The organism is Micromonospora sp. CPM1 (genome assembly GCF_023896895.1).
GTDB classification, from domain to species: domain Bacteria; phylum Actinomycetota; class Actinomycetes; order Mycobacteriales; family Micromonosporaceae; genus Micromonospora; species Micromonospora tulbaghiae.
Genome location: NZ_JAMHIU010000001.1, coordinates 297458 through 314203, shown reverse-complemented (window position 1 = coordinate 314203; position 16746 = coordinate 297458). Strand labels below are relative to the sequence as shown.

Here is a 16746-nt window from a genome sequence, read left to right as displayed (position 1 = left end):
GTCACCGCTCCGTCTTGGTGGCGTACATGCCCCAGTGCTGGGGCGTGAGCGACAGGTCGGACAGGCTGGACTGGACGAACATCCGTTCCCAGCCCCCGCCGCCCTTCTCCTCCGGGATCCACTGGCGGGTGAACACCTCGCGGGTGGCGGGGTCGCTCATCGCGCGGACGCCCATCAGCGTGTAGTACGAGCTGAGCGACTTCAGGTGGATGAAGTGGTGGATGCGGTCGGACCGGCCGAACGCCTCCTCGTACAGGTAGATGGTGGCGTGGCCGGCCAGCGCCCGGTTCCAGCTCTCGCACAGCGCCCGGGCGAACGCGCGTCCCTCGGCGCGGAACTCGTAGCGCAGCTCGCCGGTGCGGTGCATGAGGATGCCGCAGGTGGCGGAGTTGAGCTGGTCCTCGACCGGCACGTCGGTCTGGAGCTGCGCGGTGGGCACGGTGAACGTGGCCGCGCCCTCGGTGGTCCGCACCGAGTCCGGCGTCTCGTCCGACGTGCCGTACATGCCGAAGGCCGACGGGATGAGCACCGTCTCGTGCAGGTCGCCGTCGAGGAACATCCGGTCCCACGTGCCGCCGCCGCGCGCGGGGTCGATGCGCTGGCGCATGATGATGTCCCGCCACCCGGCGTCGCGGCTGCCCATCTCGATCAGCGTCTCGTACGCGTGCAGCGACTTCAGGTGCATCAGCCAGTGGAGGCGGTCCTTCGTGCCGAAGGTCTCCTCGTAGACGAACACCGTGATGATGCCGGCGTAGTTGGTGTTGAGGTACTCCGACAGCTCCCGGGCGAACTGCCGGGCCTCGGAGCGGAACTCGGCACGCAACTGACCGACCCGTTCGACGATCACGCCGGCGTTGCCCGAGTGCAGGATCGCGGCCCGGTCGATCGAGGTCTGGGCCTGGGCGGTCGGCAACACGAACGGCGGACTCGACGTGGTGGTCATCGGAGACTCCTTCGCTTCGGCTGGTTCGGTGGGCGCCCGGACACGCTAGTCAGCATCGGAGCAGCCGCTCTGCTCACTACTGGCCACCGGCGGACAGTGCCGGCGCAGGACGTCGGCCGCCCCGCGCATCAGCAGTTCGGCGATGACGTCGACGTGCCGCAGCCGCCAGTCGGCCAGTTCGGTGCCGCGCACGTACCTGTTGAAGGCGCCCATCGCCGGTCCGGTGTGGACCTGGAAGTTCGCCCGTTCCGTGGTGTCGCCGCGCAGCGCCACGTCCGTGGCGTGGGCGAAGTACCACTTGAACGCCAGGGCCATCCGCCGGCGCGGGTCGGCCCGTTCCACCTCCGCGGCCCGGCCGGTGGCCCGGTAGTGCCGCTCGGTCTCCCGCCACACCTGCGCGAACGGCCGGCGGAAGGTGGTCCGTTCCACGGCGTCGCGGGTCGCGGCGGGCACCTCGTCCCAGGTGCCGTAGCGGTGGTAGAGCTGGAGCAGCTGGGTGGCCCGCGCCGCGAACATCGTGCCGCGGCGCAGCACCTGCACGCGGGAACCGAACTCGAACGTGTCGCCGGCCGGCGCGTACGCCGTGTCCTGGATCCCGGCGCGTGCCAGCAGATCCTTGACCTCCGGTGACGTCCCGGCCTCCGGGGTGGCCTGGTTGACCGAGCCGGTGACCACGAAGTCGGCGCCGAGCACGAACGCCGCGGCGACCGCCTCCGGGGTGCCCAGCCCGCCCGCGGCGCCGACCCGGATCCGCTCCGGGTAGCGGTGCCGGAGCATCTCCGCGTCACGCAGCAGGACGAGGTCCGGCACGAGCGTCAGCGCGGACCGCGCGTCGGTGTGCCCGGCCGAGTCGGCCTCGGCGCACAGGTCGCCGCTGACCGGCAGCCGCGCCGCCGCCGCGGCCTCCCCGGCGGACAGCGCGCCCTCGGCCACGAGAGCGGCGAGCACGGACGCCGGCGGTGGTGCCAGGAACGCGGCCGCGACCTCGGGCCGGGACACCTTCGCCACGACGTGCCGGACGGCGACCGGGGTGCCGTCGGCGCTCAGGTGCGCGCCGGCGAACCGGAACCGCACCAGCGCCGCGGTGACGCCGGTGTACCCGGCCGCCTCGACGTAGCGGACGTCGTGCCGGACGTACAGCTCCGCCAGCGCCGACTCCAGCGCCGGGTTGTCCGGCATCGCCAGCAGGTTCATGCCGAAGCGGCCCGGGCCGGGATCCGCGGTGAGCGAGCGCAGGACCGCCTCGACCTCGTCGCGGTCGAAGCCGCCCGCGCCGAAGAAGCCGAGCAGGCCCGCCTTGCCCAGGCGGGCGACCATCGCCACCGAGCTGATCCCGCGGTACATCGAGCCGGCGAGGTAGGCCCACGTGACGCCGTAGTCGGCGCGGAACCGCTGACAGCCGAGCGCCGCCGGTCCCGGGTCGCCGCCGTCCGGCACGGCCGGTGCCGCCGCGAGCACCGGGCGGAACAGGTCCGTCAGCACCCGGCCCGGACCCAGCTCACGCACCGTGCGCACGCCGCGGCCGACCAGGTACGCCATCGTCTCGCGCCACCGCACCGGGCGGCGCAGCTGCACGGCGAGCAGGTCGGGCAGCAGCAGCGGGTCGTGCGGCCGGGCGGTGACGTTGGAGATCACCGGCACCCGCGGCGGCGCGAACCGGACCTCCGACAGCACGTCGGCGAACTCGGCCGCGGCGGCGCGCATGTACCGCGAGTGGAACGCGGCGGCCACCGGAAGCGGGACGCAGCGGCCCAGACCGGCGGCGGTGACCGCCCGCGCCGCGGCCGACAGCGACTCGCGCGGGCCGGAGAGCGTCACCTGGCCGTCGGCGTTGTCGTTGGCCACGTCCACGTCGTCGACACCGGCGTCGGCGAGCACCCCGGGCAGCCGGTCCAGCCGTTCGCCGAGCACGGCGAGCATGCCGCCGCCGGCCGCCCGCGCCATGATCTCGCCGCGGCGGCACACCAGGCGCAGCGCGTCCTCGAAGTCCAGGCAGCCGGCCGCGAACAGCGCCGCGTACTCGCCGAGGCTGTGCCCGGCGAGGTAGTCCGGCGGCGGCTCCTCGTCGCGTGCCGCCAGGTAGGCGAGCGCGCCGACCACGAACAGCGCCGGCTGCGCGTACCGGGTGTCGCCGAGCAGGGCGTCGTCGCGGCACAGCCGGGCCACCGGTACGCCGATGATCCGGTCGGCGGCGGCGCACTCGGCCGGGAAGCGGTCGAACAGGTCACCGCCCATGCCCCGGCGCTGCGCGCCCTGCCCCGGGAACACCCAGGCGGACTTCGGTCTGGTGGACACGACTTGGACTGTCCGGCCCGCCGGACGCACTGGCTGCCCAGAGTTGAGCAGCACGCCCGGTCCGGCGCCGCTTAGGTTGCGGCGACAGGGCCGGCCTTCGGAGCGGGGAGCGCATGAACGAGCAGACCGCCATCCCGGACCGCGTGGAGATCGTCCTGGACGTCCTGTCGGGCGTGCTGCCCGCCGGAGTCACGGCGGACGCCGACACGGACCTGGGCGACCTGGGACTCGGTTCCCTCGCCGCCGCGCGGGTGCTGCTGGAGGTCGGCGCCGCGTTCGGCACCGAGCTGCCGACCGACGCGCTGCGCCGCTGCGCCACCGCCCGGGAACTGGCCGAGCTGGCCGCCCGGGCCGCGCCCGCCGGCGCGGGGCTGCGTCCCGACGTACGCGCCGAGCCCGGGCGGCGGCACGAGCCGTTCCCGCTCACCCCGCTCCAGGAGGGCTACCTGCTGGCCAAGGCGACCGGCGGGCCGGGCTGCCACCTCTACCGCGAGTACGACGTCGCCGACCTGGACGTGGACCGCCTGCGCGCGGCGTGGGGGCGGCTGGTCGGGCACCACGAGGCGCTGCGGCTCGTGCTGACCGCGGACGGGCGTCAGCGGGTGGCCGAGCGGCCGCCGGACTGGACCATGCCGGTCGGCGCCGACGCCGAGGAGGTACGCCGTCGCCTCTCCCACCACTCCTACGGCCCGGCCGACGAGCCGCTGTGGACGGTCGAGGTGACCCGTGCCCCGGACGGCGGCGGCGTGCTGCACCTCAGCGTCGACGCGGCGATCGTCGACGGTGCCGGGCTGGAGCTGCTCGTCGAGCAGCTCCGGGCGCTCTACGACGACCCCGGGCGCGAGCTGCCCGCCCCCGGCGCCTCGCTGCGGGACCTCGGCGTGGCGCTCGCCGCCCACCGCGACGGCGACGGGTACCGCGCCGGCCTGGAGTACTGGGCCGACGCGCTGCGCGACCTGCCGCCCGGACCCGCGCTGCCCACCTCCGGCGCCGAGCCCGGCCCGGTCCGGGTGCCGTACACGGCGGCGCTGACGCGGCGCGAGTGGGCCGCGGTGACCGCGTACGCGGGCGATCTCGGCGTCTCCCCGACCGCTGTGGTGCTCACCGCCTTCACCGAGGCGTTGCGGCGGGCCGGCGCCGACGCGGCGTTCTCGCTCGTGCTCACCACCAACAGCCGGCTGTGGCTGCCCGCCGACGCGGCCGGTGTGCCCGGGCCGTTCACCTCGACCACCGTGTTCGTCGCCGAGCCGGCGGCCGGGCGGCCGTTCGGAGAGGCCGCCCGGGCGGTCGACGACCGGCTGCGCCGCGACCTCGAACACGCCGACGTGCCCGGCGTGGCCGCGCTCCGTGAGCTGCGGTCGCGCCGGCTGCCGGTCCCGGCGCGGCTGCCGGTGGTGTTCACCAGCCTGCTCGACGTGGGCGGGACCGGCGCCGACGGCCGGTACGCGGTCAGCCAGACCACCGGCGTCACGCTCGACGCGCAGATCGGCGAGCGCGACGGGGAGCTGCGCGTGCGGTGGGACGTCGCGGAGGACGCCTTCGCCCCGGGCGTGGTCGCCGCGACCTTCGCCTGGTTCGTCAACACGCTGCGCTGGCTGCGGCCCGTCCCCGACGACGCCGGCCGTCCCCTCAACGACCTCCAGCAGGCGTACTTCGTGGCGCGGACCACGGGCGGCACCGGGCCGTGGAGCGGCTGCCAGGTGGTGCACGCCTTCGCCGTCGACCGGCTCGACCTGTCCCGGCTGGAGTCGGCGTGGCTGGGCCTGCTCGCCGCGCACGAGCCGCTGCGGACCGTCGTCACCCCGGACGGCCGGCTGGTCACCCGCGACGACGTGCCGGACCGGTGGCACATCCCGGTGACCGGGCCCGGCGGGCCGCCGTCCGACGCGGTGCAGCGGGACATGGTGGGGCGGGCCTTCCCGCTCGGCCGGCTCCCCCAGGGCGAGCTGCGCGTCCAGGTGGACGAGGCCGGCGCGGCGACCGTGCACGTGGCGCTGGACCTGCTGGTGGCCGACGGCCGCAGCATCCACCTGCTGCTGCGCGAGCTGATGCGCCGCTACGCCGACCCGGGCACGCCGGTGGCCGGGCCGCCCCGCGCGCCGCAGGCGTCGCCGGACCCGCACGCCCGCCGGTACTGGCAGGACCGCCTGGCCGACCTTCCGCCCGGCCCGCCGATCGAGGCGCACGCCGGGCCGCGGCGGCGGCGTACCGCCCGGGTGCCGGGCTGGACGCGGATCCGGCGGCTGGCCCGGGAACGCGGCCTCGCGCTCGACGCGCTGCTCATGGCCGCGCTCACCACCGCGCTCGGCACCTGCCACCACGACCGCTTCGCGGTGCCGCTGGTGCGGTGGACGCCGCGGTCCGAGCCGTTCCGGCCCGCCGAGCTGACCGCGCTGAGCTGGCTGGCCGCGGGCGAGCCGGGCGAGGGCCTGCTCGACCTCGCCGAGCGCTACGACCGGCAGATCAGCGCCGACGCGGCGGCGGACGGCGCGTCGGGCCTGGCCGAGCTGCGGCGGCTGGTGCTGCGGCGGATGCGCGACGGCGGCGCCGGCTACCCGGTCGTGTGCACCGGGCTGCTCGAACTCGGCGACGTGCCGCTGCCGGACGGGGTGACAGCCGGCCCGTGGCTGACGTGCACACCCGACGTGGCGCTGGACTGCATCGCGATCGACGAGGGCGACGACACGCTGCGGTTGTTCTGGGACGCCACCGAGGGCGCGATCGGCGACGACGACCTGGACCGGATCTTCGACGCGTACCGGTCGGCGCTGGCCGAGCTGGCCGACCTCGGCGACGTCCTGTACGGATGGAACGACACCGCCGTCGAGTTCCCGCACGCCGGGCCGGTGCACCTGCTGTTCGAGGCCCAGGCCCGGGCCCGGCCCGAGGCGGTCGCCGTACGCTGGCGCGGCGGGACCACGTCCTTCGGTGAGCTGAACGCGGTGGCGAACCGGATCGCGGTCCGGCTGCGCGCCGCGGGCGTCGGCGCCGGATCGGTGGTCGGGATCAGCGTCGCCCGGGGGCCGCTCATGGTCGCCGCCGTGTACGGCGTGCTCAAGGCCGGTGGCGCCTACCTGCCGGTGGAGCCGTCACTGCCGCCGGCGCGGGCCGCGCTGATGCTCGCCGACGCGGGCGCGATCGCGCTCGTCACGACCGGTGACCTGGACCTGCCCGCGCCGGGCCGGCCGGACGGGATCGCCGTGGTCCACGCCGACCGGGTCGGTTCGGCCGCCGTACCGGACCCGGAGCCGTGCACCGGCGAGGACGACCTCGCGTACGTCATCTTCACCTCCGGCAGCACCGGCCGGCCCAAGGGGGTCGCGGTCACCCACCGGGCCGTGCACAACCTCCTGCACTGGGCGCGCCGGACGTTCCGCTTCGGACCGGAGGACACCGGGCTGTGCGTGACGTCGCTCGGCTTCGACCTGTCCGTGTTCGACATCCTCGGACTGCTCGGCTACGGCGCCTCGATCTATGTGGCCGACTCCGAGCAGCAGAGGGACCCGGCGCTGCTGCTGGACGTCCTGCTGCGGGAACCGGTCACGTTCTGGAACTCCGCGCCGACCACCCTGGCGCACGTCGTACCGCTGACCGCCGCGCACCGCGGCGGGCCCGGCACCACCGACCTGCGGCTGGTGTTCCTCAGCGGGGACCACACGCCGCTGTCCCTGCCCGACGAGCTGCGGGCCTGCTTCACCGCCGCCGAGATCGTCAACCTCGGCGGGGCGACCGAGGCCACCGTGTGGTCGAACTTCTACCGGGTCGGGACGGTCGACCCCGGGTGGCGCAGCATCCCGTACGGCCGGCCGATCGACAACGCCCGCTACTACGTCCTGGACGACGACCGGCGCCCGTGCCGGCCCGGCGTCGAGGGCGACCTCTACATCGCCGGGGAGGTGCTCGCCGTCGGTTACCACAACCGCCCGGACCTCACCGAGGACCGGTTCGTGCCGTGCCCGTTCGGGCCGCCCGGCGACCGGATGTACCGCACCGGCGACCGGGCGGCGTTCCTGCCGGACGGCAACCTGACCTTCCTGGGCCGGGCCGACCACCAGGTGAAGATCCGCGGGTTCCGGGTGGAACTCGGCGAGATCGAGCACCGGCTGCGCGGCCATCCGGGCGTCAAGGACGCGGTGGTGGTCGCCCGCGAGGAGGGCGGCGAGCGCAAACTGGTGGCGTACCTGCTGTCCTCCGGCGGCGCCGCCCCGGCCGTACGCGACCTGCGGGCCTTCGCCGCCGAGACGCTGCCCGACTACATGGTGCCGAGCCACCTGGCCGTGCTGGAGCAGTTCCCCGCCACCGACAACGGCAAGCTGGACCGCGCCGCCCTGCCGTGGCCGCTGCCGCCGGTCACGCCGCCCGCGCCGGACGCCGCACACACACCGGTCGCGCCGCCGGAACCGGCGGACGCCCCGCACGCACCGGGCGTCCGTCAGGTGCTCACGGAACTGTTCGCCGACCTGCTCGGCGAGACCGTCGACCCGGCGGCCGACCTGTGGGACCAGGGCGCCACGTCGTTCACCATGGTCCAGGTCTCGGCCCGGCTGCACGAGCGTCTCGGCACCCGGGTGCCGGTGGCGGCGCTGCTGGAGAACCCGACGATCGACGGCATCGCCGCGCACCTGTCGCCCGGCCCGCCGGCACCCGTACCCGCGGACCCGCCCCCGGCGGCCGCGCCGCCGCGGACGGTCGACGTGCTCTCCCCCACCGAGCGGTCCGCCTTCGCCGCGGCCCGGCTGGACCTGCGCGACGACGGCGAGGCGGTGTCCCTGTCCGGGGAGCGTCCCGCGCGGCGGTGGTACCGGCGGCGGGCCTCGCGCCGCGACTTCCTCGACCGGCCCGTGCCGCTGTCCACGGTGGCGGGTCTGCTGGGCCTGCTGCGCCCGCTGCCCGACGGCGACCGGGCGCGGCGGCTGTACCCGTCGGCCGGCGACACCTACGGCGTGCAGGTCTACGTCCACGTGCCCGGCGACCGGGTCACCGGGCTGCCGGCCGGCGTCTACTACCACCACCCCGACGAGCACACGCTGCGCCGCATCGGCGACGGCGCGGCCCTGGACCGCACCGCGCACTTCGTCTACAACCGGCCGGTGTACGACCGGGCGGCGTTCCAGATCCTGCTCGTCGGGCAGACGCGGGCGATCCGCCCGCTCTACGGCGACGACGCCGAGCGGTACCTCGCCCTGGAGGCCGGTTACCTCGGCCAGGTGCTGATGGGCGCCCAGGCCGAACACGGCCTCGGGCTGTGCCCGGTCGGCGCGGTCGCCGAGGCGCCGGTGCGCGCCGCGTTGCGGCTGGACGACGACCACGTGTTCCAGCAGGCGTTCCTGTGCGGTCCGGTGACGCGCGACGACGAGACCGAGACGCCCGCCGCCGGTCCACCGCCCGCCGCGGGACCGCACGAGATCGCCGTCGTCGGGGTGGCCGGCCGCTACCCCGGCGCGGACGACGTCGGGACGCTCTGGCGCAACCTCGACGCCGGCCATTGCGCGATCACGTCACCCCCGCCCGGGCGGGGCGCCGGACCGGCCGGCGGCTACCTGTCCGGCCTGGAGACGTTCGACAGCATGGTCTTCGGGATCGCACCGGCCGAGGCGGCCGTCCTCGACCCGCAGGTACGCGTCCTGCTCGAAGTGGTGTGGGCGTGCCTGGAGGATGCCGGCCACACCCCGGCGTCCCTCGGCCGGGTCGGTGTCTTCGTCGGGGTGATGTGGCACGACCACCGCCTGGCCGGCACCGACCGGTGGCGCGACGGCGACCCGGCCCGGATCTCCGGCACCGGCTCGGAGATCGCCAACCGGATCTCCCACACCTTCGACTTCCGCGGCCCGAGCGTCGCCGTGGACACCTCCTGTTCCTCCGCGCTGACCGCGCTGCGCCAGGCGGCCGAGAGCCTCGACCGGGGCGACTGCGACGCCGCCGTGGTCGGCGCGGTGAACCTGCTGGCGCATCCGTACCACGTGGCGGTGCTGCGCGGGCTGGGCCTGGTCGCCGAGACGCCGCACCGGGCGCTGGACGCCGCCGCCGGCGGCTGGTCGCCCGGCGAGGGCGCCGGCGCGCTGCTGCTGCGCCGGCTCGGCGACGCGCGCCGGGACCGCGACCGCGTCGACGCCGTGGTGGAGAGCACCTGGGTGGGGCACAGCGGCGCGACGAGCCGGTTCGGCACGCCCGACGCGGCCACCCTGGCCGGCTCGCTCGCCGAGGCGGTGAGCCGGGCCGGGCTCACCCCCGCCGACATCGGGTACGTCGAGTGCGCGGCCTCCGGGGCCGCCCTGTCCGACGCCGCCGAGATCGAGGCCGTGGGGCGGTTCCTGGCCGCCGCCGCGCCCGGTCCCGAGGGGGTACGCGTGCCGATCGGCACCCTCAAGCCGAACCTGGGCCACGCGGAGGCCGCGTCCGGACTCGCGCAGCTGACCAAGGTGCTCCTCCAGCTGCGGCACCGCCGGCTCGTACCGACCCTGGTGGCGGAGGCACCCCACCCGCTCGTCGACCTCGGCGCGCTGCCGGTGCGGTTCGTCCGCCGGTCCGAGCCGTGGACCGGCGTCCCGCTGCGCGCGCTCGTCACGGCGGTCGGCGCGACCGGCACCGTGGGGCACGTGGTGCTGCGGTCCGACGAGGAGGAACGATGAGCAACCGGTGGATCAAGGGCCCGGCCGACCCGGACGCCCCGATGCTGCTGTACTGCGTCCCGCACGCCGGGGGCGGCGGCTCGTTCTTCCGGCCGTGGCGCGCCGCGCTGGAGCCGTACCTGGGCGTCTGCCCGGTCGTGCTGCCCGGCCGGGAGTCCCGGCTGTCGGAGCCGCCGTATACCAGCATCGAGCACGTCGTGCCGCCGCTGGCCGCCGCGATCGCCGCGCACGCGGACCGCCCGTACGCGTTGTTCGGCCACAGCATGGGCGCGGTGGTCGCGTACGAGACCGCCCGGCGGCTGTCCGCCGGGCCGAACGGTCCGGCGCGGCTGTTCGTCTCCGGCCGGCGCGCGCCGCACCTGCCCGCCCGCCGGCCGGACCGGCACACGCTCGGCGCGGACGAGTTCCTGCCGGCCGTCGCGGCGCTGGGCGGCACGCCGGACGAGGTGCTGCGGCGGCACGACCTGATGGCGTTGTTCCTGCCGGGGCTGCGCGCCGACTTCGCGGTCAACGAGACGTACCGGCAGTTGCCCGGCCCGCCGCTGCGCTGTCCCGTGTCGGCGTTCACCGGCGACGCCGATCCGGAGGTCGACGTGACGGAGATGCGCTCCTGGGCCGAGGTCACGTCGGCCGGCTTCAGCCTGCGGGTGTTCAGCGGCGGTCACTTCTATCTGGCCGGCCCGCCCGCCGAGCTGGCCGAGGCGCTCCTGGCCGATCTCGCCGTGCGGTCCTGAGCCGGTCCTGAGCCGGTCCTGAAGACGACGGAACGGGACGGGCCCGCGCCCGTCCCGTTCCCGTTCTCCCGCGCTCAGGCGGACAGCGAGGCCACGACCTCCTGCGTCGCCTGGAGCAGGATCCGCGACATCGTGCGCAGCTCCTCCTCGGTCATCACCAGCGGCGGCACGATGACGATGGTGTCGCTCGGCGCCGAGTGGATGATCATGCCGAGCTCGCGGCACCGCTCGGTGATACGGGTCGCGACGCCCAGCTCCATCGGGAACGGCTCGCGCGTCTCCACGTCGGCCACCAGCTCGACGGCGGCCAGCAGGCCGCACTGGCGGATGTCGCCGACGTGCGGAACGCTGCGGAACTTGTCCAGCTCCTCGGCCAGGACCACGGCCTGCGCCTGGCCGTGCCGGATCAGGTCGTCCTTCTCGAACAGGTCCAGGCTCGCCAGCGCCACGGCGACGGCGAGCGGGTTGCCGGAGAACGTGTGCCCGGACAGCAGCATCTTGCCGTCGCCGCGGAACGCGTCGAACACCTCCGCGGACGCCATCGTCGCCGTCAACGGCATGTACCCGCCGGTCAGGCCCTTGCCGACGCAGAGGATGTCGGGCGACACGCCGTCGGCCTGGCAGGCGAACATCGGGCCGGTACGGCCGAAGCCCACACCCAGCTCGTCGGCGATGAGCAGGACGCCGTAGCGGCGGGCGATCTCGGCGACCCGGGCCAGGTGACCGTCGCGCGCCACGATCATGCCGCTGACGTTCTGCACGCGCGGCTCCACGAGCACGGCGGCGACCTCGTCGCCTTCGCGCTCCAGCACCTCCTCCAGCGTGTCCGCGCAGGCCAGGTTGCAGTTGTTGTTGCACAACCCGCAGCGGTACGCGTACGGCTGGGCGAACGAGCTGGTCTCGCGCAGCAGCGGCTGGTAGAAGTTCTTCAGGATCGTCATCTGGCCCACCGACAGCGCGCCGACGGTGTCGCCGTGGAAGGCCCCGCCCATGGACACGAACTTGTTGCGCTGCGGCGATCCCTTGAAGACCCAGTAGGAGTACGCCATCTTCATCGCCGTCTCCACGGCGCTGGAGCCGGACTCCAGGAACAGCACCTTGTCGATGCCCTCCGGGGCGAGCCGGACCAGCCGGTCGGCGAGTTCCGCGGCGCCCGGGTGGGTCATGCCGTACAGCGTGGTGTGCGCGATCTTCGCCGCCTGCGCGGCCAGCGCCTCGTTCAGTTCCCGACGTTGGTGGCCGTGGATGTTCACGCCCAGCGAGGAGCCCGCGTCGAGATAGCGGTTGCCGTCGCTGTCGACCAGGTAGACACCCTCGCCGTGGGTGATCACCAGGGGCTTGGCGTTGAGGTAGGCGTCGGTGGGGGTGTACGGGTGCCACACGCGCTGCTGGTCCAGCGTGCGCAGGCGTTCGGTCTCCGTGGTTTCGAGGTCCATGCGTCGGCGCTCCGTCATCGAAGGGAACCAGGACAACAGCACGCAGTCCACCGGAAGAGGGCCGGTGACGTCTGCGCAGTAGTGCGCAGGGTGGCCGGTGCTCAACTCTGAGCAGAGGTGTCGCCATGGCCCGGAAATGCTCATCCGGAGCCGGCGCCGACCGGTGCGGCCGAACGCTGGAGAGGGGACGCCGACGTGACGACCTCCGAACAACCGGACCTGATGTCGCCCGCCGCACGGGAGACGGCCTACGACACCTACGCCGCCCTCCGCGACGCCAACCCGGTCTCCCGGGTCCGGATGCCCACCGGCCAGGACGTCTGGCTGGTCACCGGCTACGACGAGTGCACCAGCTTCCTCACCGACTACCACCGGTTCAAGACCAGCCCGACAGTGATGCCCGAGGGCATGGAGGCGCCGGCGCTGCCCGAGGCGGTGGTGCGGCTGCTCGGCGGCAGCATGGGCAGCGTCGATCCGCCCGAGCACACCCGGCAGCGCCGGCTGGTGCAGCAGGCGTTCACGCCGCAGTACGTCGAGCGGCTGCGCCCCGGCGTCCAGCAGATCACCGACCAGCTCGTCGACGGGCTGCTCGAACGTGAGGGGCGGACCTTCGACCTGGTCGAGGACTTCGCGGTGCCGCTGCCGCTCACCGTCATGTCCGACATGCTGGGCATCCCCCGCGCCGACCGGGACCGGTTCCGGCTCTGGTCCGAACTGCTGCTGTCGCTGGACCCGACGTCCGCGCAGTCCGCGCCGCAGGGCATGAACCCGGCCCAGGTGATGGCCGAGATCGAGGAGTTCGTGCGCTACCTGGACGCGCTGATCCAGCGCAAGCGCGCCGAGCCCGGCGACGACCTGATCTCCGGGATGGCCCTGGCCGAGGCCGACGGCGAGCGGATGAGCGACGACGAGTTGCTGAAGATGGTGGCGCTGCTCGTGGTCGGCGGCCTCGGCACCACGCAGCACCTGATCGGCAACATGGTCCTGGCGCTGTTCCGCAACCCCGACCAGCTGCGGCTGCTGCGCGACAAGCCCGAGCTGGCGCCGGGCGCCGTCGAGGAGATGCTGCGCTACCACGGCCCGATCGAGATCAGCTTCCCGCGGTTCGCCGCCGAGGACACCGAGATCGGCGGCGTGCCGATCAGCCGCGGCGAGATGGTGATCGGCGTCCTCGCGGCCGCCGACCGCGATCCGGGCCGCTACTCGGAGCCGGACCGGCTCGACATCGAGCGGACCGCGAACCGGCACCTCGCCTTCGGCCGGGGCGCCCACATGTGCCTGGGCGCGCCGCTGGCCCGCGTCGAGGGGCAGGTCGCCATCACCACGCTGCTCGCCCGGATGCCCGACCTGCGCCCGGCGGAGAGCCTTGACGAGACGCCCTGGCGGCCCGGGCTCACGCTGCGCGGGCTGACCGCGCTCACGGTCGAGTTCTGACCGGGCCGGCGCGACCGGCTCCCACTGCGGTTCGGCCGGCCGGCCGGTGAGCATCCCGACCGAACCGCAGAGGGAGGAGACGACGTGGCGAACGCCATCGTCGCTGACGGGCTACGCAGACAGTTCGACAAGGTGACCGCGCTGGACGGCCTGGACCTGGTGGTGCCGGAGGGCACCATCACCGGGATCCTCGGGCCGAACGGCGCGGGCAAGAGCACCGCCGTCCGGCTGCTCACCACACTGCTCGCCCCGACCGGCGGCCGGGCCGAGGTGGCCGGGTTCGACGTGGTCACCCAGGCCGCCGAGGTACGCCGGGTGATCAGCCTGTCCGGGCAGCACGCCGCCGTGGACGAGAACCTCTCCGGGTTCGAGAACCTGGAGATGCTGGGCCGGCTGCTGCACCTGGGCTCCCGGCAGAGCCGGCAGCGGGCCGACGAGCTGCTGCAACGCTTCGACCTCGTGGACGCCGCGGGCCGCCGGGCGAAGGAGTACTCCGGCGGCATGCGGCGGCGCCTCGACCTGGCCGCCGCGCTGATCCGTACGCCGCGGGTGCTGTTCCTCGACGAGCCGACCACCGGCCTGGACACCCGGAGCCGGACGGCGCTGTGGGACACCATCGGTGAGCTGGTCTCCGGCGGCATGACGCTGCTGCTGACCACCCAGTACCTCGAGGAGGCCGACCGGCTGGCCGACCAGATCGTGGTGATCGACCACGGCCGGGTGGTCGCCGGCGGCACGCCGGACGAGCTGAAGCGGCGGGTCTCCGGCACCAGCCTGGAGATCACCCTCGGGCCGGACGCCGACCTGACCGCCGCACAGGCGGTGCTCACCTCGCTCGGCACCGGACCGGCCAGCGTGGACGAGGCCGCCGGCCGGATCTCCGTGCCGGCCGGCGACGGCGTGGACACGCTCCTGGCCGGCGCGCGGCTGCTGCGCCAGGCCGGCATCCCGGTCCGGGACGCCGCGCTGCGCACGGCGACGCTGGACGACGTCTTCCTCGCCCTCACCGGCCCAGGCCGGCGGACCGGCGACGAGCCCGCCAAGGAGACCGTGGAGGAGAAGCAGTGAACGCCGTCGTACTGGCCTTCGGTGAGGGCGTCGTCGTCGCGAAGCGCAACCTGAGGATGATCCTGCGCGTACCGGAGATGCTGCTCAACGCGGCCATCGCGCCGGCGATGATGACGCTGCTGTTCGGCTTCATCGTCGGCGGCGCGATCGACGCGCAGGGGGTGCCGTACCGCGAGTACCTGCTCGGCGGCATCTTCGTGCAGGCGGTCCTCTTCGGCGCCGTCAACACCGGCACCGCGATCGCCGCCGACCTGCGCAACGGCATCGTCGACCGGCTGATGTCGATGCCCATCTCCCGGTCCGCGGTGCTCGTCGGCCGCACCACGAGCGACCTGGTGAACAGCGGTGTGGTCATCACCGTCACCGCGCTGCTCGGCCTGGTCGTGGGGTGGCGCAGCCGCACGTCGGTGCCCGAGGCGGCGCTGGGATTCCTGATCCTGCTGGCGTTCGCGTACGCGCTGTCGTGGCTGATGGCCGTGGTGGGGCTGGCGTCCCGGGCGCCGGAGGCGGTCAGCAGCACCGGCTTCACCATCGCCATCCCGCTGGGCTTCCTCTCCAACGCCTACGTGCCGATCGACTCCATGCCGGGCGTCCTGCAACCGGTCGCCGAGTGGAACCCGGTCTCGGCGATCGTCCAGGCGGTCCGGGTCCAGTTCGGCAACGTCGACCCGTCCACCGCGCCGGACGTCTGGCCGCTGCAACACCCGGTCGCCGCCTCCGCGCTGTGGATCGGCGCTCTGCTGGCCCTGTCGATCCCGCTGGCGATCGCCCAGTTCCGCAGGTCCGCCGGGCGCTGAGACGCCCGCCTCCCGCCGGACGACGACTCCGCCCGTGCAATCGGGCGGAGTCGTCGTCGGTGGGGGGCCTACTCCACCAGGACGCGGTCCGGCGCGCGGCGGCGCAGCCGGCTGGAACGTCGCAGCGACCGCAGCCACATCAGGGTGCCGCCGCCGTCGAGCAGGAACGACAGCATCGCCAGCGCGAGCACGTCGGCCCAGGTGAACTGGCCGGTCATCTCGTCGCCGCGGAAGAAGCCGACGACCCGGACCAGGTAGAACCACAGCAGCGGGATGGTCGCGGTGAACAGGACGGCCAGGGCCACGACGCGGCCCAGGACCCAGACGACCGCGTAGATCCGGATGGTGCGCATCTCGCCGCGCCCGACCCCGGACTGGTCGATGAGCCGGCGGCGCAGCACCCGCCGGACGAGGTTGCGCAGGTAGGCGCCGGTGTCGGCCATCAGGCTCCGGGTGTCCAGCGCGGTCGTGATCAGGTAGTAGAAGTCGGTACGCAGGAACAGGAAGGTCTGCCAGAGCAGCCGGATGAACGACGTGAACAGCACGCCGGCCACCACCAGCCGTACCGGCTCCGGCAGCCCGAGGACGCCGACGTCGTTCAGCCACAGCGTGATGAACAGCAGCGCCGCGCCGATCACGTCGACGAGCGGCCCGACCAGCACCGCGACGAAACGCTCCCGCTTGGACGCCATCCACATGCCGGACAGGTCGGTCTGCGCGACGATGGCGTACATCTGGTTGCCGACAGTCATGCGGGCCGACGTGCCGGCGGCGCGCGCCCCCACGACGTGGGCCAGCTCGTGCAGCCACACGCCGATCACCGCGATGCCGAGGACGACCAGCAGGTAGGCCCAGAAGTGGGAGTGGAACATGAGGCTGGACGGCCCGGGCACCAGCCCCGGCCGGTCGACGGCCATCGCGACCGCGACTCCGACGACCACACCGCAGACGGCGAGCACGGGCCGGCTCAGCAGGCGCCGTGCGGCGTGCGGGGACAGCCACTCCAGATGCCCGGCGCGTCGCGCCCGGGCCGGTTCGGCGTCCGGCGGCGGGTCGTGCGCGCCGGCCGGGGCGAGGAACCCCTCGTCGGCCAGCGCCTGGAGGAACGCGTCGGCGTCCGGCGACGCCGCGTGCGTCGCCTCGAAGCGGCGGACGGCCTCACCGACTGTGGCGCCGTCGCGCAGCCACTCCAGCAGGTCGAGGCCCTCGGCCGGGATGGACAGGTAGACCTGACGACTGTCGTCACCGATCACGGCGAAGTCACCGTCTCTGCGGGCGGTGTACGGCCGGACCAGGACCGGTGCGTCGAGGGCGAACTCGGTCACTGTGGGACCTCTCCTCTGACGTGCGGGACTGGGCGCAGGGGCGGGGGTCCGGCAACCGGACCCCCGCCCCCGTGTCACCGGGTTC

Annotated in this window: 9 protein-coding genes; 5 read left to right on the top strand and 4 right to left on the bottom strand. The window is 74.3% G+C overall.

What is annotated here, in order from left to right:
- Position 1: 1 nt before the first annotated feature.
- Positions 2 to 943 carry a DUF6039 family protein gene (locus tag M8C11_RS01150; RefSeq protein ID WP_013476308.1) on the bottom strand — a complete coding sequence of 314 codons (942 nt, stop codon included), beginning with the start codon at positions 941 to 943 and terminating at the stop codon, positions 2 to 4.
- A 45-nt stretch (positions 944 to 988) separates the two neighbouring features.
- The gene (fabD, locus tag M8C11_RS01145; RefSeq protein WP_252447878.1) at positions 989 to 3238 is read right to left on the bottom strand and encodes an ACP S-malonyltransferase; all 2250 of its coding nucleotides are present in this window, start codon (positions 3236 to 3238) and stop codon (positions 989 to 991) included.
- 113 nt (positions 3239 to 3351) lie between these two features.
- Here fabD and M8C11_RS01140 point away from each other — a divergent pair, with 113 nt between their 5' ends.
- Both M8C11_RS01140 and M8C11_RS01135 read left to right on the top strand, forming a co-directional pair.
- The gene (locus tag M8C11_RS01140) at positions 3352 to 9867 is read left to right on the top strand and encodes a non-ribosomal peptide synthetase (protein WP_252447871.1); all 6516 of its coding nucleotides are present in this window, start codon (positions 3352 to 3354) and stop codon (positions 9865 to 9867) included.
- Positions 9864 to 10601, top strand: a complete 738-nt coding sequence (locus M8C11_RS01135) for a thioesterase II family protein (RefSeq protein ID WP_121684468.1) — start codon at positions 9864 to 9866, stop codon at positions 10599 to 10601. Before M8C11_RS01140 ends, M8C11_RS01135 begins: the two co-directional genes overlap by 4 nt.
- 74 nt (positions 10602 to 10675) lie before the next feature.
- Here M8C11_RS01135 and bioA read toward each other — a convergent pair whose 3' ends face one another.
- Positions 10676 to 12037: an adenosylmethionine--8-amino-7-oxononanoate transaminase gene (gene bioA / locus M8C11_RS01130; protein ID WP_252447870.1), complete on the bottom strand. Its 1362-nt coding sequence runs from the start codon at positions 12035 to 12037 to the stop codon at positions 10676 to 10678.
- Between the two features lie 195 nt (positions 12038 to 12232).
- Between bioA and M8C11_RS01125 the strand changes: the two genes are divergently transcribed.
- The 3 genes from M8C11_RS01125 (at position 12233) to M8C11_RS01115 (ending at position 15336) form a co-directional block, all read left to right on the top strand.
- Positions 12233 to 13471, top strand: a complete 1239-nt coding sequence (locus M8C11_RS01125) for a cytochrome P450 (protein ID WP_120569404.1) — start codon at positions 12233 to 12235, stop codon at positions 13469 to 13471.
- Between the two features lie 84 nt (positions 13472 to 13555).
- Entirely contained in the window at positions 13556 to 14539 is a 984-nt protein-coding gene (locus M8C11_RS01120) for an ATP-binding cassette domain-containing protein (RefSeq protein WP_121684466.1), read from the top strand.
- Positions 14536 to 15336, top strand: coding sequence for an ABC transporter permease (locus M8C11_RS01115; RefSeq protein WP_013476303.1), 801 nt, complete (start codon positions 14536 to 14538; stop codon positions 15334 to 15336). Before M8C11_RS01120 ends, M8C11_RS01115 begins: the two co-directional genes overlap by 4 nt.
- 68 nt (positions 15337 to 15404) lie before the next feature.
- Here M8C11_RS01115 and M8C11_RS01110 read toward each other — a convergent pair whose 3' ends face one another.
- Positions 15405 to 16661, bottom strand: coding sequence for a hypothetical protein (locus tag M8C11_RS01110; RefSeq protein ID WP_252447869.1), 1257 nt, complete (start codon positions 16659 to 16661; stop codon positions 15405 to 15407).
- Positions 16662 to 16746: the final 85 nt, after the last annotated feature.